The organism is Allomesorhizobium camelthorni (assembly GCF_011045125.1).
Taxonomy (GTDB): Bacteria; Pseudomonadota; Alphaproteobacteria; order Rhizobiales; family Rhizobiaceae; genus Allomesorhizobium; species Allomesorhizobium camelthorni.
In genome coordinates this window covers 1-19977 of sequence record NZ_JAAKZF010000031.1, presented here as the reverse complement: position 1 = coordinate 19977, position 19977 = coordinate 1, and the positions used below count along the sequence as shown (strand labels likewise).

23 protein-coding genes are annotated in these 19977 nt (G+C 62.9%); 7 read left to right on the top strand and 16 right to left on the bottom strand.

All coding sequences use genetic code 11. From position 1 onward, the window contains the following. Nucleotides 1–17 precede the first annotated feature (17 nt). The 4 genes from G6N73_RS19855 to G6N73_RS19840 all read right to left on the bottom strand — a co-directional run bounded on the left by G6N73_RS19855 (nt 18) and on the right by G6N73_RS19840 (nt 3144). Entirely contained in the window at nt 18–1583 is a 1566-nt protein-coding gene (locus G6N73_RS19855; RefSeq protein ID WP_165030712.1) for an amidase, read from the bottom strand. Beyond that, nucleotides 1583–2050: a GNAT family N-acetyltransferase gene (locus G6N73_RS19850; protein WP_165030710.1), complete on the bottom strand. Its 468-nt coding sequence runs from the start codon at nt 2048–2050 to the stop codon at nt 1583–1585. Before G6N73_RS19850 ends, G6N73_RS19855 begins: the two co-directional genes overlap by 1 nt. 4 nt (nt 2051–2054) lie before the next feature. Then, on the bottom strand, nt 2055–2342 hold the full coding sequence (gene gatC / locus G6N73_RS19845) for an Asp-tRNA(Asn)/Glu-tRNA(Gln) amidotransferase subunit GatC (RefSeq protein ID WP_165030708.1): 288 nt from the start codon (nt 2340–2342) through the stop codon (nt 2055–2057). A 94-nt stretch (nt 2343–2436) separates the two neighbouring features. Next, a complete protein-coding gene (locus G6N73_RS19840) occupies nt 2437–3144 on the bottom strand; it encodes a metal-dependent hydrolase (protein ID WP_165030706.1) in 708 nt (235 codons plus the stop codon). Between the two features lie 78 nt (nt 3145–3222). On the opposite strand from G6N73_RS19840, the gene ruvX reads away from it, so the two are divergent. Then, nucleotides 3223–3708, top strand: coding sequence for a Holliday junction resolvase RuvX (gene ruvX / locus G6N73_RS19835; RefSeq protein ID WP_165030704.1), 486 nt, complete (start codon nt 3223–3225; stop codon nt 3706–3708). On the opposite strand, the gene G6N73_RS19830 is transcribed toward ruvX, so the two are convergent. Further along, a complete protein-coding gene (locus tag G6N73_RS19830) occupies nt 3675–3986 on the bottom strand; it encodes a DUF6105 family protein (protein WP_165030702.1) in 312 nt (103 codons plus the stop codon). The genes ruvX and G6N73_RS19830 overlap by 34 nt on opposite strands. Continuing rightward, entirely contained in the window at nt 3986–4540 is a 555-nt protein-coding gene (locus G6N73_RS19825) for a hypothetical protein (RefSeq protein ID WP_165030700.1), read from the bottom strand. Before G6N73_RS19825 ends, G6N73_RS19830 begins: the two co-directional genes overlap by 1 nt. A gap of 167 nt (nt 4541–4707) precedes the next feature. On the opposite strand from G6N73_RS19825, the gene G6N73_RS19820 reads away from it, so the two are divergent. Continuing rightward, entirely contained in the window at nt 4708–5643 is a 936-nt protein-coding gene (locus tag G6N73_RS19820) for an AEC family transporter (protein WP_165030698.1), read from the top strand. On the opposite strand, the gene G6N73_RS19815 is transcribed toward G6N73_RS19820, so the two are convergent. The 6 genes from G6N73_RS19815 to G6N73_RS19790 form a co-directional block, all read right to left on the bottom strand. Further along, nucleotides 5628–7253: an acyl-CoA dehydrogenase family protein gene (locus tag G6N73_RS19815; RefSeq protein ID WP_165030696.1), complete on the bottom strand. Its 1626-nt coding sequence runs from the start codon at nt 7251–7253 to the stop codon at nt 5628–5630. The two genes, G6N73_RS19820 and G6N73_RS19815, sit on opposite strands and share 16 nt — an antisense overlap. 129 nt (nt 7254–7382) lie before the next feature. Beyond that, entirely contained in the window at nt 7383–7793 is a 411-nt protein-coding gene (locus G6N73_RS19810) for a DoxX family protein (RefSeq protein WP_165030694.1), read from the bottom strand. Nucleotides 7794–7824: 31 nt separating this feature from the next. Beyond that, entirely contained in the window at nt 7825–8274 is a 450-nt protein-coding gene (locus G6N73_RS19805; protein ID WP_165030692.1) for a GFA family protein, read from the bottom strand. Nucleotides 8275–8302: 28 nt separating this feature from the next. Next, nucleotides 8303–9226 (bottom strand): transglutaminase-like domain-containing protein, encoded by a 924-nt coding sequence (locus G6N73_RS19800; protein WP_206078969.1) that lies wholly within the window; start codon nt 9224–9226, stop codon nt 8303–8305. Between the two features lie 23 nt (nt 9227–9249). Beyond that, complete coding sequence (locus G6N73_RS19795; protein ID WP_165030690.1) at nt 9250–9711, bottom strand: SRPBCC domain-containing protein; 462 nt, start codon at nt 9709–9711, stop codon at nt 9250–9252. Next, nucleotides 9695–10045 carry an ArsR/SmtB family transcription factor gene (locus G6N73_RS19790; protein WP_165030688.1) on the bottom strand — a complete coding sequence of 117 codons (351 nt, stop codon included), beginning with the start codon at nt 10043–10045 and terminating at the stop codon, nt 9695–9697. The genes G6N73_RS19795 and G6N73_RS19790 overlap by 17 nt, the downstream gene beginning before the upstream one ends. A 208-nt stretch (nt 10046–10253) precedes the next feature. Here G6N73_RS19790 and G6N73_RS19785 point away from each other — a divergent pair, with 208 nt between their 5' ends. After that, nucleotides 10254–10742, top strand: coding sequence for a hypothetical protein (locus tag G6N73_RS19785; protein ID WP_206078968.1), 489 nt, complete (start codon nt 10254–10256; stop codon nt 10740–10742). Here the strand turns inward: G6N73_RS19785 and G6N73_RS19780 are convergent. The 4 genes from G6N73_RS19780 to ilvA form a co-directional block, all read right to left on the bottom strand. Further along, nucleotides 10663–11859 (bottom strand): MFS transporter, encoded by a 1197-nt coding sequence (locus tag G6N73_RS19780; RefSeq protein WP_165030686.1) that lies wholly within the window; start codon nt 11857–11859, stop codon nt 10663–10665. The genes G6N73_RS19785 and G6N73_RS19780 overlap by 80 nt on opposite strands. A gap of 108 nt (nt 11860–11967) precedes the next feature. Continuing rightward, nucleotides 11968–13344 (bottom strand): DEAD/DEAH box helicase, encoded by a 1377-nt coding sequence (locus G6N73_RS19775; RefSeq protein ID WP_165030684.1) that lies wholly within the window; start codon nt 13342–13344, stop codon nt 11968–11970. A gap of 316 nt (nt 13345–13660) precedes the next feature. Then, nucleotides 13661–14197 (bottom strand): DUF1697 domain-containing protein, encoded by a 537-nt coding sequence (locus G6N73_RS19770; RefSeq protein WP_165030682.1) that lies wholly within the window; start codon nt 14195–14197, stop codon nt 13661–13663. Between the two features lie 164 nt (nt 14198–14361). Continuing rightward, complete coding sequence (gene ilvA / locus G6N73_RS19765; RefSeq protein WP_165030680.1) at nt 14362–15618, bottom strand: threonine ammonia-lyase IlvA; 1257 nt, start codon at nt 15616–15618, stop codon at nt 14362–14364. A 153-nt stretch (nt 15619–15771) separates the two neighbouring features. Between ilvA and G6N73_RS19760 the strand changes: the two genes are divergently transcribed. The 4 genes from G6N73_RS19760 to G6N73_RS19745 all read left to right on the top strand — a co-directional run bounded on the left by G6N73_RS19760 (nt 15772) and on the right by G6N73_RS19745 (nt 19755). Then, nucleotides 15772–17229, top strand: coding sequence for a potassium transporter TrkG (locus G6N73_RS19760; RefSeq protein WP_165030678.1), 1458 nt, complete (start codon nt 15772–15774; stop codon nt 17227–17229). Between the two features lie 437 nt (nt 17230–17666). Further along, a complete protein-coding gene (locus tag G6N73_RS19755) occupies nt 17667–18836 on the top strand; it encodes an alpha/beta hydrolase (RefSeq protein WP_165030676.1) in 1170 nt (389 codons plus the stop codon). Nucleotides 18837–18852: 16 nt separating this feature from the next. Continuing rightward, a complete protein-coding gene (locus G6N73_RS19750) occupies nt 18853–19194 on the top strand; it encodes an antibiotic biosynthesis monooxygenase family protein (RefSeq protein ID WP_165030674.1) in 342 nt (113 codons plus the stop codon). Between the two features lie 39 nt (nt 19195–19233). Further along, complete coding sequence (locus tag G6N73_RS19745) at nt 19234–19755, top strand: GrpB family protein (RefSeq protein WP_165030672.1); 522 nt, start codon at nt 19234–19236, stop codon at nt 19753–19755. Nucleotides 19756–19977 lie beyond the last annotated feature (222 nt).

Here is a 19977-nt window from a genome sequence, read left to right as displayed (position 1 = left end):
GATGGCGGCGGTGATTTCTACCACCACTTTTCCGGTTCGAACCGCCCTGCCGCCTGCTCGATGACATGGGCCGTCTGGAACAGTGTTTCCTCGTCGAAGGGCCGGCCGATCAGCTGTAGCCCGAGCGGCAGGCCGCGCGCGTCAAGGCCTGCCGGCACGGCGATGCCGGGCAGTCCGGCCATGTTCACGGTCACGGTGAAGATGTCGTTCAGGTACATCTTAACCGGGTCGGCGTTCATGTCCTGGTCGGCGATGCCGAAGGCGGCCGACGGGGTGGCCGGCGTCAGGATGACGTCGACGCCGGCGGCGAAGACATTTTCGAAGTCGCGCTTGATCAGCGTGCGGACCTTCTGCGCCCGCAGATAGTAGGCATCGTAATAGCCGGCCGACAGCACATAGGTTCCGATCATGATGCGGCGCTTGACCTCGCGGCCGAAACCGGCGGCGCGGGTCTGCTCGTACATGTCGGTGATGTCCTTGCCGGGAATGCGCAGGCCGTAGCGGACGCCGTCATAGCGGGCAAGGTTGGACGAGGCTTCCGCCGGCGCCACGATATAGTAGGCCGGCAGTGCGTATTTGGTGTGCGGCAGCGAAATGTCGACGATCTCCGCTCCGGCATCCTTCAACCAGGCGATGCCCTTCTGCCAGAGCGCCTCAATCTCTTCCGGCATGCCGTCGACGCGGTATTCCTTCGGGATTCCAACCTTCATGCCGCGAATCGGCCGGCCGATGGCGGCTTCGTAGTCGGGCACCGGCAGATCGGCCGAAGTCGTGTCCTTAGGGTCGGTCGAGGCCATGGACTTTAGCATGATGGCTGCGTCGCGCACGTCGCGCGCGATCGGCCCTGCCTGGTCGAGCGAAGAAGCGAAGGCGACGACGCCCCAGCGCGAGACGCGGCCATAGGTCGGCTTGATGCCGACAGTGCCGGTGAAGGCCGCCGGCTGGCGGATCGAGCCACCGGTGTCGGTTGCGGTGGCGCCGGCGCAGAGCCATGCCGAGACAGCAGTCGCTGAGCCGCCCGACGAGCCGCCGGGCACGAGTTGAGCATTATCGAGTGTGCGGGTCTTCGACGCACCGCCCGGGGAGACGAATCCACCGTCGCCCTGATGGGTCGTCGGCATGACCACAGTGTCGACGCGCGAGCGGCGCCAGGGATTCACCACAGGTCCGTAGTAGGAAGTCTCGTTGGACGAGCCCATGGCAAACTCGTCCATGTTGAGCTTGCCCAGCATGACCGCGCCGTCGGCCCAGAGATTGGCCGTCACGGTCGATTCGTAGCGCGGTTTGAAGCCGTCCAGAACATGGCTGCAGGCCTGCGTGTGCACGCCTTCGGTACCGAACAGATCCTTGATGCCGAGCGGGATGCCTTCGAGCGCCCCGCCCTCGCCCCGGCCAAGCTTTTCATCGGAAGCCTTTGCCATGTCCCGCGCCTTCTCGTGGGTGACGGCGACATAGGCGTTGAAGGTGGGATTAGCGGCGTCGATCGCGGCAAGATAAGCATTGGTCAGTTCCACGGCCGAAATTTCCCTGTCGCGAAGTTTTTCGCGCCCCTCGGCTATGGTCAGTCTCGTCAGATCGGTCATTAGGCAATCTTCTTTTCGTAAAAGCGAGAAAAGCCGGAATCTGGATAGTCCAAAACTGCGCCGCAAACTGTAAATCCGCCGCGCTCATAGACACGGTAGGCCGGCTCAAAACCTTCGGCTTCGCCGGTTTCAAGAACGAGCCGGGTTATTCCCTCTTCACACGCAAGCTGCTCGATACGCTGCAAGAGCTCCGACCCGACACGCTGACCGCGCACCGAAGGCAACGTGTACATGCGCTTGAGCTCGCCCAGCCCATCGCCATGCTCCTTGAGAGCGCCCATTCCAACCGGACGACCGTTCTCGTCGCGCGCGACGAACAGCGTCACCGTCGGATCGTCCATCTGCTCGACGGTCAGCTGGAACTGAAACTCGCGCGGCGTCAGCGGGATTAGATAAGCGTTGAGTTCGGCGACGAGCATGCGCACGTCGTCCTGCAGCGGGGTCTCGACCGCGATGGACAGTGACACGGCGCTACTCCACGACCTTGGGCACGAGGAAAAAGTTCTCGTCAGTGGCAGGCGCGTTGGCAACGATGTCGCCGGCTTTGCCGCCATCGGTGACTATGTCGGCGCGTTTCTTCATCTCCATCGGCGTGACCGAAGTCATCGGCTCGACCCCGGTCACGTCAACCTCGTTCAGTTGCTCGACGAAACCCAGTATGGCGTTGAGTTCGCCGGTCATGCGCTCGGCGTCTTCGTTGGTCACCGCAATGCGGGCGAGATGCGCAACGCGCTTCACTGTCTGAAGATCAACGGACATTCGTGCCTCGGGCAAGAAGGGGATCGGTCGCCCGCGCTATACCGGCGTGGCAAACGGAGCGCAACAATGATGTCCGGTTTCAGTCTGTTCGGAGCTAAATGTCCCGCGCCTCACCGATCTTCGGCAATACGACGTCGACGCCCGAGCCTTCCATGCCGGTCGTGAATTTTTCGGCGGTCTGGTCGATCATGCCGAAGGAGGCGTAGTGGCAGGGAATCACGGTCTCGAACTTGAAGAAGCGGCGGCAGGCGAGCGCCGCTACCGCGCCGCCCATGGTGAAGCGGTCGCCGATCGGCACGATGCCGATCTTCGGCTCGTGCAACTCACTGATCAACGCCATATCGGAGAAGATGTCGGTATCGCCCATGTGGTAGAGCGTGCGCTCGTCCGGGAAATGCAGAACGAGGCCGCCAGGATTGCCGAGATAGGTGTTCTGGCCGCCCTCGCCCGGAAATGAGGAGGAATGCAACGCCTGGACGAAGGTGGTGGTGAAGCCGCCGCAATCGACCGTGCCGCCGAGATTGCCAGGATTTATCCTGTCGCCGCTGACGCCCTTGCCAACCAGAAACATGCAGACCTCGAAATTGGCGACGAGCATTGCGCCTGTCGCCTTCAGGATCTCCGCGGCGTCGCCGATATGATCGCTGTGGCCATGGGTAAGCAGGACATGGGTTATGCCTTCGGCCGCACCCTGCCACGGCTTTTTCCACGACGGATTCTCGGTAAGGAAAGGATCGATCAGGATCTTGGCGCCGCCGGCCTCCACGCGAAAGGCCGAATGTCCGAACCAGGTGAGTTTCATGGCAGGGCGTCTCCTCGATTTTTCCTCGCCGAAAGGATAGAACGCGGGCGATCCAAGTCAAAGGAAAGCCACAGCGCCTTGAGCATCTCGACAATCGAGGAACTACCCGCCCACCTGGCCGGCGGCAAGACACTGGCCGGGCTCGACCTCGGCGACAAGACCATAGGCGTGGCGGTATCGGACCGCGGCCTTTCCTTCGCGCATCCGCGCCCGGTCATCGTCCGAAAGAAGTTTTCAGCCGACGCGGCGGCCCTGCTCGACCTGCTTAGGCGGGAGAATGCCGGTGCGGTGGCGATCGGCCTGCCGGTCAACATGGACGGCAGCGAGGGACCGCGCGCCCAGGCTTCGCGCGCCTTCGTCCGCAACATCGCAAGGATGACCGACTTGCCCTTCGCCTTCTGGGACGAGAGGCTGTCGACCGTCGCGGCCGAACGCACGCTGATCGAGATGGACATGTCGCGCGCCAAGCGGAAGACGAAGATCGATTCGGCGGCGGCCGCCTTCATCCTGCAAGGCGTGCTGGATCGGCTTCACGCGCTTGGTGAGGAAATCACGCCAAGATAACGCGCACGGCGGATCTTTGCCCAGACGGCGAGTTGCCGACGGCGGCGAAATGCGTAGATGGCGAGCAGGAACAGCGTGTCGACGACACAGGCTTTCGCCACCATGCCCGGAATGATTTCGGGGTCGATGCCAAGCATCTCGCCGTAGAGCTGGAACACGAGGTCATGGGCCTGGCGGGTCAGCATGACATAGCCGAAATGGATGTTGTTGTAGGAAAGGCCGTACCAGCCCCAGAATATGAGCAGCGGCGCGGCCCAGAGCGCGAGCACGTAGCGCATCAGCGGCCTCCGCCGAAATTTGCGTCGGCGCGTCCAGAGAGGCGCGACAGCGTGGAAATATGGGCGGCGCCGAGCGCCATGAGGCGGGCGGCGGCGCGGATGTCGCCTTGGCTTGGAGACGCCGACATCATCGCCGCAAGGCGCTCGGCCTGTATCGCCAGATACGAGGCGAGCAGCGCCGCGAGATGAACGGCGATGGCCGGGTAGAGCCCGGCGGCGAAATTCACCGATCCGCAGATCATCAGCAGCGAGATCAGCAAGGCTGCCGATGCGAAGGCCATGCGCAGGACATCGCCGTCGCCTTCGGCATCCGGGTCGCTGAACATGCATGTAGCGAAGGCCCAAAAGAAAAGCATCGCGCAGATGGCCGAGGCCAGCGGGAGAAATATCGAGGCGGAGCCACTGGCGAAATCGGGCAGACCGCTCTCGGTCAACCCCAGCATAGCCAGCGCCCGCGCCGCGCCGCCGTCACCGCCCATGACGCATGCCATCGCCAGAAGGGCGAAAGCGGCGGCCCAGTGGAAGGTCAGAAAGGATGTCAGAACACGCGGCATGGGAATCCTGCTTGGTCCGGAAGACAGTGGGACTTGCCGGCGTCGCCCGCAATGGAAACCATTCATTAAGGTTAACGCGACGGACTCCTCTGTTGATAAGCCAAACACATCCGTCCTATAGGCGTTCCGTCACCCCTCCCTCGTTCTCCCCACCGGAACAATCCCGAATGCTGGCCATCTTCGAGAGCATCCTGCCGGTCTTCCTGCTCATCCTGGCGGGAAACATCGTGCGGCGGCTGCCGCTGGTCGATCCGGCGGCATGGAGCGGCCTCGAACAGCTCGGCTACTGGGTGCTCTATCCGGCGCTGCTGTTCATCACGATCCTCAACGCGGATTTTTCCGGGCTCGGCCTCAACGCGATGATCGCAGCGCTGCTCGTGGCCGTGCTTGCCATGTGCGCCTTCACGTTCTGCCTGTGGCCGCTGCTCGAACGGGTCGGCCTGGCCAAGGCCAGCGAGTTTTCCTCGATCTTCCAGACCTCCGTTCGCTGGAACGGCTTCATCGCGCTGGCAATAGCGCAGAAGATATTTCCGCCGGCCGGCATGGCGGTCGTCGCGCTGGTGATGGCGGTGATCATCATCCCGATCAATCTGGCGTCGGTGTTCGTGGTGACGCGCTTCGCCGACCGCTCGGCAAACTGGGCGAAGATCGGCCGCGGCATTGCCACCAACCCGCTCATCCTAGCCTCGCTCTCGGCGATATTGATGCGCGCATCGCCCTTCGGGCTTTACGGACCGCTCAACGAGACGCTCGATCTGCTCGGCCGCGCCGCACTCGGTATGGGGCTGGTGACGATCGGCGCCGGGCTGCGGGTGCACGACCTGTTGCGGCCGCGAGCGCCGATCATCGTTCCGGTGGTACTGAAGCTTGCATTTTTCCCGGCGCTGCTGGTCGCGATGGCAACCACATTCGGCGTCGAAGGCCAGGAGCTCCTTTATCTGGCTCTCTGCGCGGCGGTGCCGACCGCGATGAACGGCTATCTGCTGGCGCGCCAACTTGGCGGCGACGCCGAGCTCTACGCCGCAGCCACTACCATACAGACCGTCATCGCCTTCTTCACGATACCGATGGTTTTGGCGATTACGGCTCAGTTGGCGGGATAGAGCGTATCGATGATCATGCGCGCATCGTGACGCGCGTCGATCATGCCGTAAGTGCCGCGCCACTGGCCGGCGAGCCGGGTTTCGATGAAGGCGTCGGCGATGCGACCTGCCCCCAGCCGCCGTAGCTCGGCCGCGGCGGCCGACAGCGCCAGCTGCTCGGTCAGGATGCGGGCAGAGCCCTCGTCCGAGGATGCGACCTGCATGGCTGCGCGCAGCACGCCGATCGTACCGTGCCCGCTCGCTCCAAGGTCGCGCTCTATGCCTGAAAGCACATCGTCGAAAAGACCCGGCGCGCGGCCGAGAACCCGCAGCACGTCGAGCGCCATGACGTTGCCCGAGCCTTCCCAAATGGCGTTGACCGGGGCTTCGCGATAATAGCGGGCGAGCGGAGCTTCCTCGACATAGCCATTGCCGCCGAGGCACTCCATCGCCTCGTAGAGCAGCGCCGGCGCGGTCTTGCACACCCAGTATTTGACCACCGGCGTCATGGCGCGGGCGAAAGCCGCCTCGCCGCGGTCGTTGGCGGCCTCGTCGAAGGAGCGTGCAAGCCGCAGCGACAGCGCGGTCGCGCCGGCGACGTCGAGCGCCATGTCGGCCAGAACCCGTTGCATCAGCGGCTGATCGATAAGGACCGCGCCGAAAACCTGGCGGTGGCGCGTGTGGTGCACCGCTTCGGCAAGGCCGGCGCGCATGATCGCCGACGAAGCGACGGCGCAATCAAGCCGGGTCAGGGTGACCATGTCCATGATCGTCTTCACCCCTGCCCCGGGTTCGCCGACCATTTCGCCAATGGCGTTGACGAACTCCACTTCCGATGAGGCATTCGAACGGTTGCCGAGCTTGTCCTTGAGGCGCTGGAAGCGGAAGCCGTTGCCGGAACCGTCGCCCAGAAGACGCGGCACCAAAAAGCACGACAGGCCTTCACTCGCCTGCGCCAGCACCAGGAACGCATCCGACATCGGCGCCGACATAAACCATTTGTGCCCGGTCAGGCGATAGAAGCCGCTGCCGGCGCGTTCGGCGCGGGTGGTGTTGGCCCGCACATCGGTGCCGCCCTGCTTCTCGGTCATGCCCATGCCGAGCGTCAGCCCGGTCTTTTCTACCGGCGGCTTCTGGCTCTGGTCGTATTTGCGGGTGGTGACGCGCGGAGCCCATTCGCGAAACAGTTTTGGGCTGGCCATCAATGCGGCCAGCGAGGCGCTGGTCATCGTGATCGGGCAGAGATGGCCGGTCTCCAACTCGGCGGTCAGATAGAAGCGCGCGGCGCGCACCTGATGGCGCTTGCCGGTTTCGGCGCTGCCGTTCTCCCAGATCGAAGAATGCAGCCCATTGGCCACAGAGCGGCGTAGCAGCGCATGATAGGCCGGATGGGCTTCAACGATGTCGAGGCGCCTGCCCTGCCGGTCGTGCGTTCTGAGCTTGGGCGTTTCGGTGTTGGCGAGTCGAGCCAGTTCCTGCGCCTCGTGCGTGAGGACGAAGCGGCCGATCTGGTCGAGTTCCTTGCGCACCGGTTCGGAAAAATCCTCGGCCAGTTGCACCAGCAGCGGATCGCCACGCCAGGCGTTGCTTCCCGTCAGCGGCGGGGGCTGGTTCGTCACCTCGTGCGTCACGCAACGTCCTTCAACAGTTTTCCGGGCGCCCACGGCCGAATCCGGATGCGCCGTGCAAGGCTTATAGCCGAACCGGCGCAGGGCGCGCGACGAAAATCCCCGACAAAGGCTTGTTGCTGCGGGCGGCGCTCAGCGATCGAGCAGCCCGCGATCCCAACGGCGCAGGAGGAACAGCGCGACGAAGCCGCCCAGAACCGGCACTCCGGCGATAAACAGATGGTTTGCCGGATCGGCCCATGGCTGGATCAGGACCGGCCAGGAAACGGCGACGCTGATGGCATGCAGGATCATCGCCGCACCATAGGCGACTGTGCGGAACAGGCCGAGGAACAGGCAGATCGCAATGGCGATCTCGACGACGCCGAAAACATAGGCCGACATCTGCGGCACGCTGATGCCGTAGAAGAAGCCCCAGATGCCGACGGTGTTTTCCGGCACGATGAACTTTTCGACGCCCCATTGCAGCAGGAAGAGGCCGAGCGTGATCCGAAGAACCAGCAGCGCGCGGGGCAAGGTCCTGGCGAGCGCTTCGTCGTTCATGCTGCCCCCACGGTTCACCGGAGCCGCCGGCTCAGAAATATCGCGTTTCGGCGGGCGGATGCTCCCAGTCGTCGTCACGGCCATTCTCATAGATGATCGGCGCTTCGGCAAGTTCGGCGTCGCTGGCGTCGTCGAGGCAGTAGATGTTCACCGCATAGAACGCTCCACCCATCTGCTCGAAACTGGCGTTGCCGAACGTGTGGACCCCGCAGTTCCGGCAGAAGAAATGGTGGATTTGCCTGCTGGCATACCGGTAGTCGGCAAGCGCATCCTGCCCCTCGATCAGGCGGAAATCGCCCGCACGGGCAAAACCCTTCCACAGCCGGGTCTTCATGCAGGAAGAGCAGTTGCAGCGGAAGGTCGATGTCCACCACACGCCCGGCAATTCGGGCTCGGAACGGCGGCCGGCCGGCGCCAGGTCGAGCTTGCATTCGAAGCGCACCGCGCCGCAGTGGCAACTGCCGTGATAGGTCTTCTTCATCTCGCTTTGTCCTTGCTTGTCGTCTCGTTCATGCAGCTTCCATGGCTTCCGGTCGCTGCAACACGGCGTTGAACACGGTTTTCGGCACGCGCAGGCGCTCGTCGCTTTCATAGACCCGGCGCAGGTCGTCGAATGACGCGTCCGGATCCTGCGTCAGTTCGGCGAGCCGATCGAAGAAGGCGAACTGATCCTCGGAAAGCTCCCTGGGCCGCGGCACCGCGCCCCAGCAATCCCAGGGCAGCATCTCGACCTTGTTGAGGCCGGCAATGTCGCGCACCAGACTTCCGGCGATGAACCAGAGGCCGCGCAGGTCGCCCGCGAATATGCCGAATTTCGACGGATCTGCCTTACCCGCGCGGCACTGCGACCACGCGTCGGCGGCAATCAGGAAGCGGTTGCGCGGCACGTCGAGCACGTCGTGATCGATCTTCGCGCCTGCACGCCATTTCTCGTCGAATTGCGGATCGGCCAACGCCCAGCGTCCCTTCTCGGCACTCCAGTATTCGCAAACCACATGATCCTCGAAATACGGCGCGTTGAAATAGGAACCGAAGCCGGAGCGGTAGCGCGCGGGAATCCCGTGGGCGCGTAGCATGGCTACGAGCAGCAGCGCGAAGTGATGGCAAACACCAACGATGCGCTTTTCGGGCGGCCGCGCCTCGGCGAGCGGCCGACCGTCCAAAGCCAGGATTTCATCCAGGATCGCCTCGACCGGGCGAATATGGGATTCGCGCTTCCGAGCCTCTGGCACGGTCACCCCGTAGTAGGACACGGCGTATTGATGGATTGCCAGTCCCTGGACGATTTCGGTCAGCGCGGCGACATTACTCGGCAGGTTTTGGAGCAGCCCGGAATGCCTGCCGGCGTCCGACATGCCTTCCGGCCGCGAATAGTAGTCAAAGATCCGGCGCGGCAGTTCCGGGACAGGAGTTGAACGAAGCGGTTGCGACATTGCGGTTCCTCCCATGGGTTGCGTCAAGTTGCGGGCGCGGACGCCAGGTATGCTTCCAGCCGGTCGAGGCATTCGCCCCAGCCTTCCTGATGCGAATCGCGGCTTTCGACCGTTTCGAACGGCGCCTGACGGAAAGTCAGCTTGGTTCGGCCGTTGTGGTCTTCGAATGTCACCGTGACCAGCGTTTCGCTGCCGTCGTCCCAGGCGAAAGTGAAGACAAGGCGTTCCGGCTCAACGATTTCGCGATAGACGCCACGGGCGCCGTGATCGGTCCCCTCGGGCGAGCGGATGGAGGTGCGCCATGCGCCGCCCGGCCGGAAATCCGTCCTGGCCAGCGTGCAGGTAAAATCCTTCGGACCCCACCAGCGCATCAGGTGCTCCGGCGCGCTCCATACCTTGAACACCAGGCTGCGTGGCGCGTTGAAGATGCGGGTGATGGCAAGCTCGAATTCGGCTTGCCCGGCTTTCTTATTTGCTTGGGCCATCAGGCTTCTCCCTGGTTTGCAGTTCATGCAGATAGTCGCCGAGACGATCAAAACTGTCGTCCCAAAAACGGCGGTAATTCTCGACCCAATCGGAAACCTCCTTGAGCGGACCGGCCTCGAGCCGGCAGGGCCGCCACTGCGCCTCGCGGCCGCGAGAGATCAGTCCGGCGCGCTCCAAGACCTTGAGATGCTTGGAAACCGCCGGCAGGCTCATGGCGAAAGGCTGGGCAAGTTCGTTGACGGAGGCCTCCCCCGAAGCGAGGCGCGCCAGGATCGCCCGCCTCGTCGGGTCGGCCAAAGCGGCAAAGGTGGCGTCGAGTTGGTCCGGGGGCATGACGTCATATACCGTTCGGTTAATTATCCTATTGGTTAAATACTCCGTCTTAAACTGCACGTCAAGCCTGGTCCGGCCACACGCAGAACGGGAGAAAAATCCACCGGACGCTTGGCGGGAAATGCGGAAGCCTGTAGGTCCTTCAGCGCGTTGCGCTTGTGCTTCGGGAGATCCGCAGCGCCAACCATCGTTGCTGTCGGAGAACTACGTGAGGCGCCGGATTTTGACCGCTCTTGTCGTATTGGCCGTTTCGCTCGCAGTGCTCTACGCCGCGGGGCCGCGCGTTCCCGTCGACACACGCATCACCTTCGATGCTTCAGTGATCGGCGACGACCCAGCCGGCTATCTCGACCGTTCCGAAAGCCGTGTTCCGGGCATACGCGATGGGCTGGAGAAGGAGATCGTCTGGGCCGACCCGATGACCCATGTCAAAACGCCCATCTCCATCATCTATATCCACGGCTTTTCGGCATCGAAGGGCGAGGTCAGGCCCCTCCCCGATCAGGTGGCGGAAGAACTCGGCGCCAACCTGTTCTACACTCGCCTGAAAGGCCACGGGCAGGACGGCGCGGCGATGGATAAGGGCCGTCGTTTCGGGCGTCTGATCGCGAAGCTTGTCAGTGCTTCTCCGGCTTGGCGTCGCGCGCCAGCAGATAGATCGCGAGCGCGAGGCCGAGCACCACTGCATAGAAGGTGAACAGCGCGGTGTAGGCGGCTGCCGGCTCGCCAGGTACGATCGAGGCGGTGACCACGCCGCCCGTCGCGAACTGCATCAGGCCGACGCCGCCGATCGAGAAGAAGTTCATCAGGGTCACGCCGCGCCCGACCAGATGCGGCGGCAGGAAGGCGCGCGCGTGAGCCATCAAGAGGCCGTAGCCCATGCCGCAGACGCCGATCACGACAAGCACGAGCGTGGTCGACGGGATGCCGGTGACGGTGTTCACCGCGAGATAGACGATCGCCAGCAGGCTGATGAAATTGCCGCCGACAGCCACCCATTTGCGGGTCCGGAAGATCGTGTCCAGCGGCCCGTAGATGAACGAGCCGGCGACCATCGCCAGCGCCATGAAGAGGGTGACCTCGCCGATCACCAGCGTGTCGGCGCCATAGACGTCGGCGAGATAAGGCCCGGCCCAAAGGCCTCGTATGCCGGCTGTCGCGGCATAGTTGATCGCGGTCAGTGGAATGATCGGCCACAAAACGCGCATGCGCATCAATTCACCATAGCCGGCAAAGCCCGTGCCCGAGATGTGCATTCCTTTCGGCCTGTCGGGATCGCGCACCAGGACCATCATCGCCGCAGCGGTCAGCAGCGTGACCACGCCGAGCGCGGCCATCACCGGCCGCCAGCCGAAAGCCTCCGCCGCATTGGCGAGCGGCGAAGCGCCTATGACGTTGCCGGCGGTGCCGAACGCCACCAGCCACGAGGTCAGCACCGCGAAGCGGGCCGTCGAATAGATGCGCGCGAAGATGAACAGCGACGCCATCAGCACCGGCGCGCAGCCGATGCCGATCAGCGTCATGGCGGCGGTGATCATCCACGGCTGGGTTGCGGCGGCAAACAGAAAGGCCCCGCCCCCGCCGCCAAACGCAAGCAAGGCCGCCGCCGTGCGCCGCGGACCGAACCGGTCGAGCGAGACGCCGATGGCAAATTGCGAGAGCGCGAAGCTGATGAAGAATGCGCCCGACGCGAGCGAAAGCTCGGCTTTGGTGGCGCCGAGTTCGACGGTGAGGACCGGCGTCAGCACCGCCATGAACGAACGGTAGAACTGCGAGAGCACATAGGCGATTGCGAGCGCTGCGATGCCGGCCATGAAGTTCCATCCAAAATGCAAGGGCGGCCGAAGCAATCGCCTCGGCCGCCCTATCGCATCATGTGGGTTCACGCAATTGGACCAAATCCGGTCAATTGCGGCACAGCGTTATGCCGCGCGCGACGCCGGTTTGCCGGAGCCGAACGAGCGGCGCTTGCCGCGGAACGGCTTGCGTTCGTCGCCGGGCTTGCCCTGGAACGGCTTCTTGCCGAAGCCGTTGCGCGGCTTCTGCTCGCCGCGCGGACGATTGTTGCCGTTGCGGTCGTTGGCCGCTTCCCTCGGCGCGCGATCGTTGCTGCGCGGCTCGGCCTTCGGATCGGGCTGGCCGAGATGGTCAGCCGTCACGTCGAGCTTCATGCGGATGATCCTTTCGACCTGCCGAAGCTTGGCGTTCTCGCCCGGATCGCATAGCGTAACGGCAATGCCGTCGGCGCCGTTGCGGCCGGTGCGGCCGATGCGGTGGACGTAGCTTTCTGCTTCGTCCGGCAGTTCGTAGTTCACGACATGGCTGATACCCGGCACGTCGATGCCGCGCGCCGCAATGTCAGTCGCCACGAGAATGCGCACCGAGCCGTCACGAAAGCCGTTCAGCGCCTTCTGGCGGGCGTTCTGCGACTTGTTGCCGTGAATGACCGCCGCATCGAAACCGTCACGCTCGAGATCACGAGTCACGCGGTCGGCGCCGTGCTTGGTGCGGGTGAAGACGATCACCGAACGCATGGCCTCGTCGGCGAGCATCGCCGACAGGACCTGGCGCTTCTGCTTGACGCGGGCGAGCACGACGCTCTGCTTGATCTCAACCGCCGTCGTGCCTTGCGGCGCGACTTCGACATGCACGGGATCTTTCATGATGCCGCGCGCCAGCCCCTCGATCTCGACGGGCATGGTGGCCGAGAACAGCGCCGTCTGGCGGTCCTTGTGGGTCGCCTTGGCGAGCCGCTTCACGTCATGGATGAAACCCATGTCGAGCATGCGGTCGGCCTCGTCGAGCACCAGCCAGCGTGTATCCGACAGGTTGACTTCGCCTTCACGGACGAGGTCGGTCAGCCGGCCGGGCGTGGCGACGAGGATGTCGACGCCGGGAGCCATCTTCTTGACCTGGCTGTAACGCGACACGCCGCCGAGCACGAGCGCGGTCGAGACGTGCAGGCCCTTGGCCAGGACGCGGATGGTGTCCTCGATCTGCACCGCGAGTTCGCGGGTCGGTGCGAGGATCAGCGCGCGCGCCGTCTTGGGCAGCCGCTTGGTGCCGAGCGCGACGATTTTCGTCAGGATCGGCAGCGAGAAAGCCGCCGTCTTGCCAGAGCCGGTCTGGGCCACCGCGAGCACGTCGCGGCCGGCGAGATGCGCCGGAATGGCCTGCACCTGCACCGGCTTCGGCATGTCGAAGCCGGCGGCATGGGTGGCCTTCAGAAGCGCACCGGTAATTCCAAGTTTGGCGAAACCTTCAAGGTCCGCATTGTTTTCATTCGTCAATTTATTCATCTTTCACGCGGACTCCAGGCCAGCAACAACACTCGCGGCAAGGCGCTACCTGCCGGCGAAATTCTTTGTGGAAACGACAAGGCGGCGGACATTCCTGTCCGCTCGGCTGCGCTGTCGTGCCCGCAGACCTCATGTCCGCAGGGCTCTTTCGCCGCTTACCGTTTCGTTCGGTGAGGGAGAAAACAGACGCAACCAGTCCCATCGGAGGGGAAAGCCGGAAAACCCGGCCCAAGCGCCTATGAAGCGGCATATGGAGGATAATCGTGAAAATAGCAACCGAATTATTTGTGCAGCGCAACAATTGCGCGCTCGGAGCTCAGGAATCCACCTTTTCCGCCAGTTCCTTGAGCTTCAGCACCGTGTTCCAGTTGCGTGCGGTGTTGGGGACGCCGATGCCTTTGTCGAATTTTTCGGCGAGTTTCGAGGTTCCGAACCCGTTGGGCGTGTGGAGATAAGCGACCTTGCCGACTACAGCGATGCGTTCGCCTTTCCCTGCAAAGGCCTGCAATGCCTCGACTTTTCCCTCTTCTGGTTGGGCGGCGAGCACGGCTGCGTGCAGGAACTTTGGAACGGCGACCGCCTCGGGGAACGGATTTGCGTCGATCAGCGCCGACCATTCGTCGAGCGTGATCGCATGGATATCCTTGGCGAAACCGAACTCGCGCTTGCAGATGTCGACCACCGAAGCGATTGTTTTCTCACGCGAAATACCGCTTTTCAGCACCGCATTGCCGCTGTTGATATAGGTCGCGACATTGCCGAATCCGGCCTCGGTCAGCGCCTCGCGCAGCGGCTTGGTCGGTAGCTGCGTCGCGCCTCCGACGCCTCGAAAGAGGATGATGTATGTGGACAAAATCGCCTCCCCGGTCTTTTCCCGCACGATAAAAACTGTTTGGAATCAATAATAACAGACAAATCGGGCGTCGCGCAGCGTCAGAATTTGTTCACAACGACCGTCAGGGCGCCGATATCGCTCCAAACCCGTGAATCCAGAGCCCTCCCCCGGCCGTTTTTCGCTCATATCACCAGTCCCGCGATCGTCTCGTTGTCGGTGATGTCCTGGTAGGCCCAGCCGGCCTCATGGAAGCGCCTGGCGAGCACCTCGAAATTCCTGCGGTCCTTGGTCTCGATGCCGATCAGCACCGAGCCGAAATTGCGCGCCGACTTCTTCAGATATTCGAAGCGGGCGATATCGTCGTCGGGGCCGAGCAATTCGAGGAAGTCGCGCAGTGCGCCGGGCCGCTGGGGGAAGCGGAACACAAAATATTTCTTCAGTCCCTCGAAACGAAGCGCCCTCTCCTTCACGTCCGGCAGGCGCTCGAAATCGAAATTTCCGCCGGAGACGACGCAGACGATCGTCTTGCCCCGGATTTCCTTGCGCGGAAAATCCTTGAGGGCATCGATGGCGAGCGCTCCAGCGGGTTCCAGCACGACGCCCTCGACGTTCAGCATCTCGATCATCGTGGCGCAGAGACGGTTTTCCGGAATTTCGCGGACCGCCTCAGTGGAGAAATCCTTGAGCAGCCGGAAGTTTTCGCGGCCGATCTCGGCGACCGCGGCGCCGTCGACGAAATTGTCGACCTTGCCGAGTTTGACGCGCTTGCCGGCTTCAAGGCTCTGCTTGAGGCTCGGCGCGCCCGACGGCTCGCAAAACACAAAGCGGGTCGGCCACTGCGCCTCGGCGAAATATCGCGTCACTCCGGCAGAGAGCCCGCCGCCGCCGACCGGCAGCACGATCATGTCGGGCGCCTTCCCGTCCGGCATCTGGCCGGCGATCTCCAGAGCCACCGTCGCCTGGCCCTCGATGATGTCCTTGTGGTCGAAGGGCGGCACCATATGCGCGCCGGCGGTTTCGGTGAATTCCAGCGCGGCGCGATTGCAGTCGTCGAAGAAATCTCCGACCAGCCTGATCTCGACGAACTCGCCGCCGAACAGCTTTGTCTTGTCGATCTTCTGCTGCGGCGTCGTCACCGGCATGAAAACGACGCCCTTTTTGCCGAAATGGCGGCAGACGAAGGCAAAGCCCTGGGCGTGGTTGCCGGCCGAGGCGCAGACGAACAGGTCGGCATGGTTGCCGGCGACCAGCGCCTTGCGGAAGAAATTGAACGCGCCGCGGATCTTGTAGGAGCGCACCGGCGAAAGATCCTCGCGCTTCAGGAGAATGCGCGCGCCGGTCTTCTTCGACAGATAGTCGTTCTCCTGCAGCGGCGTCTCGGGAAAGAGTTCGCGCAGGCCGCTCGCGGCTGCCGCAACTTTCTCGGCGAAGTTCGTCATCGCTAAAAATTCCCCGCGTCAGCGCAACCGGCAATAGCTGTGGGCCGATCGGCAGGCCTATTGCATATTCATGCCGATGAAGCCACTGTTCGGCTCCGATGCCCCGTCCGGCCTGGCCCGACGGCGGCGCGTCACGTCTGGGGTCCCGTCTACGTGAATAGAATTGCCGTTCGCGCCGCGATCCACGTTGCAGCCGTCTTCGCCCTCTATCTCTCCGCCGCAATGCTGATCCCGGCGGCGGTCGATCTCTATTTCGGCCATGATGACTGGCGAGTCTTCGCCTTCTCGGCGCTGTTCATGGGCGGGCTCGCCATGGCGGTGGCGCTCGCAACCCAAGGACGCGCGCCGCCGGTGACGACGCGTTTTGCGTTCCTTCTGGTCAACCTGCTTTGGGTGACCATGGCGATTGCGGGAGCGGTGCCGCTGGCTGCGTCTTCCGTCGGCATCAGCATCGCCGACGCGATCTTCGAATCGGTCTCGGCGATCACCACAACCGGTTCGACCGTGCTGGTCGGTCTCGACACTATGCCGCCCGGGCTGCTTTTGTGGCGATCGATCCTCCAATGGTTCGGCGGACTTGGCGTCATCGCGCTCGGCCTGTTCGTGTTGCCTTTTCTCAATGTCGGCGGCGTGTCCTACTTCAAGATCGAATCCTCGGACATCGAGGATCGCCCGTTCGAGCGTTTCTCGACTTATGCGGTGAGCTTCCTCGCCATCTATGCCGGGCTTACGCTCGCCTGCGCAATTTCCTACGCCATGGCCGGCATGACCGGCTTCGACGCGCTGAACCACTCGATGACGACGCTGGCGACCGGCGGCTTTTCCACACACGACGCCTCGCTTGGCTTCTATGTCGACAAGCCGGCGGTGCTTTGGGTCGGCACGCTGTTCATGTTCATTGGCGGACTGCCTTTTTCCATACTGATCCTTTTTCTGGTGCGCGGTCGCCTCGACGCGCTGGGCGACCCGCAAATGCGGGTCTTCGCCGGCTACTGCATCGTCTTCATCGTCGGCGTGGCGATATATCTGCGGGTGAACGCCGACATGCCGTTCCTGGATGCCTTCACCCATTCCGCGTTCAACTTCGTGTCGATCATTACGACATGCGGCTATGCAAGCGCCGATTACCTGCAATGGGGGCCATTTGCGGTCGCCTGCTTCTTCGTCGCCACATTCCTCGGCGGGTGTTCGGGATCGACCGCCGGAGGGATCAAGGCTTACCGGTTCCTGATCCTGTTCGAACTTATGTCCAACGGCCTGCGGCGCCTGGTCTATCCACACACGGTCCTGCCGGTTCGCTACGGCGACCGCACGGTCGACCCCGACATGCAGCGCGCGGTGGTGCTTTTCATTTCATCCTTTTTCGTGATCTGGGCGATCGGCACGATCCTGCTCGCCGCCACGGGGCTCGATTTGATGACGGCCATGAGTTCGGTTCTGACCGCGCTTACGAATGTCGGCCCGGGACTTGGCGATATCGTCGGGCCATCAGGCAATTTCTCGACCCTTCCCGATGCCGCCAAATGGCTGCTCCCGATCTGGATGCTGCTCGGACGCCTAGAAATCCTCGCCGTGCTGGTTATCTTCACACCGACCTTCTGGGCTCGTTGACGCGATATTCAGGTGATGCCGGCCTGCAAATGGCGGCTTTCTGCGCTTCCGGTGCTCACGTACCTAAACGTACGCTCCGCTCCGGTTCTCGAAATCCGCCATTTTCGGCTCGGCCTGACCTGAATCTCGCGTCAACGCATGAGCCAAGACTCCGAACTCTGGTTAACAGGCGGAGCCTCTATCCCGTCATTCTCGGGCTTGTCCCGAGAATCTACGGTCGGTCGGCTATCGCGGGACGCTGGACCCCAGCCATGACGGGGTCGACGACCCCGACGATGGTGGGGACGGGGCAGCAAACGGCAAGGCACGCGCAATTCGTCGACCTGTTAACCCGAGTTCGGACCCCTGACTGGGCGCAGTTGCGGACTGGACGGCGGCGCAGCCAGCCAGTATCACCAAGCCAGGCGGCCCGGGGGCGGCTGGACGGACTGCAATCCATGACAATCTTCACGGCCGCGCCTTTTCGCATACTCGTCCTTGCGCTGCTTCTGACCGGCTGCGCCGGCCAGCAGACCCGCGAACTGATCGCAAGCCCGGCGATCGCGGCAAGCACATTAGAGATTGCCGGCAGGCACAGGATCTTCGTCGCCACCACGCGGGCGGAGGCGGAGAACAAGCAAGAGGTATTCAGCGGCGGCCGATCGCCCGACCTGCACTTCGCGCATGTCGACATGACCGTTCCGGCCATCCACAAGACGGGTGAGATCGAGCGCCGCAAGAAGAACCAGAGGGCCGATCCGGCCAAGTTCTTCGTGGCCGCAGACGTCGCTGGCTACCAGGACGAAGAGGCTTTCTCCAGAGCGCTGCGCGCCGACATTGCCAGCCATGAGGGACGCGCGCTGGTGTTCATCCACGGATACAACACCTCCTTCGACGGCGCGGTTTATCGCATGACGCAGATCGCCCACGACGCGAAGTATTCCGGCACGCCGGTGCTGTTTACATGGGCTTCGGGCGGCAAGACGGTCGACTACGTCTATGACAACAACAGCGCGACGGCTGCCCGCGACCAATTGGAGCGGACGTTGCGGCTGGTCGCCACCTCCGGCGCGAAGCGCGTCGACATCATCGCGCACTCCATGGGCAACTGGGTGACGATGGAGGCGCTGCGGCAGCTCGCCATCACCAATGACCGCGATCTCGGCGGCAAACTCGGCGACGTGGTGCTGGCCTCGCCCGATATCGACGTGGACGTGTTCAAGACGCAGATGCGGCGCTACGGCAAGCCCGACAAACCGTTCATCCTGTTTCTTTCCGGCGACGACCGCGCGTTGCGGGTATCGGGACTGATCGCCGGCAACAGGCCGCGCCTCGGCGGCTACGAGGACGCAGCCGACATAGCGAGCTACGGGGTCGTGGCCGTCGACCTGACCAAGGTGGACGCCGGCGACCGCCTCAACCACGCCAAATTCGCCGACAATCCTACGTTGGTGACGCTGCTCGGCGAACGACTTAGACAGGACAGCAGTCTCGGTGCGCAGGATCGGGATGTGACCGACCGGATCGGCAGGCTTACCGGCGGCATCGGCCAGACGCTGACCTCGGCCGCCGACATCGTCATCACCACGCCTTTCGAGGTGCTGAACGTGGTGGTGGGCGGAAACTGAACGGGAGGGCCAGACGATGGCCGAGAAGACCTCCACCAAACGTCCGGCGATCGCGCGGATCTGGCGCGGCCGCACCCGGCTCGAGCGCGCGGACGAATACGAAGCCTATAATTACGAAGCCGGGGTCAGGCCTCTGATGGAAAAGGCGCTCGGCGTGCAGACTTTCCGCGAGGACCGCGACGGCGAAAGCGAATTCATCACGATTTCATACTGGGAGAGCGTGGAGGCGATGAGCGTTTTTGCCGGAAGCGATCCGACCCGCATTCACCATCTCGATCGCGATCCCGAGTTCCTGATCGAGCTTCCAAAAGAAGTGCAGATCGTGCGGTTGCTGGTGAGCCATGGGAATGTCGGGTGAGGCGCTACTCTGGACTGTTTTCCCGTCTTGGAGATTTGTGTGGAGCGGTATGGCGGCGGAGTGATCTCGGTCTCGGATTACGATCCGGCATGGCCCGCGATGTTCAAGCAAGAACGGGCGAGGCTGCAATCCGTTCTCGGCACCCTTATCCTTGCAATTGAACACATGGGTAGCACGGCAGTGCCTGGGTTAGCAGCCAAACCGATAATCGATCTGCTGGTCGGTGTTCGCACATTGACCGAGGCGCGGTCTCACTGCATCAAACAACTTCGGGCTTTGGGTTACACCTACATCCCGCAATACGAGTCGTGGTTGCCGGATGAGCTATTTTTTCGAAAGGGAGTTTCCGGCCCTTGGACGCACCACGTCCACGTCATGGAACTTTCCAATCCGCGTTGGGAAGCTTTTTTGTCGTTTCGGGATTATTTGCGCGCCCATCCAGACGCAGCGAGCGCATATGGGGATTTGAAGAAATCCCTCGCGATCGCGTTCAAAGATGACATTGCCGGCTATCGCAATGCCAAACACGATTTCGTAGTCGCGACACTGCGTAAGAGGTGAGAAGATGAGTGACAGCGACACTGATGCGTCAATCAACACCCGCTGCGGTCTTCCTAGTGACGTCTAATATCTGGTGCCGTTTATCATGCTGACGTTGTCCTACATTAATCAATGTGGGACAACGGCGCGTTTCGCCTCCCATTACGGGCGAGCTTCTAGCCGGAACGACAACTCGCGGACCCGAAGCGGCCCTTCCTTCTGAGCAGCCATACGGCAATCCTT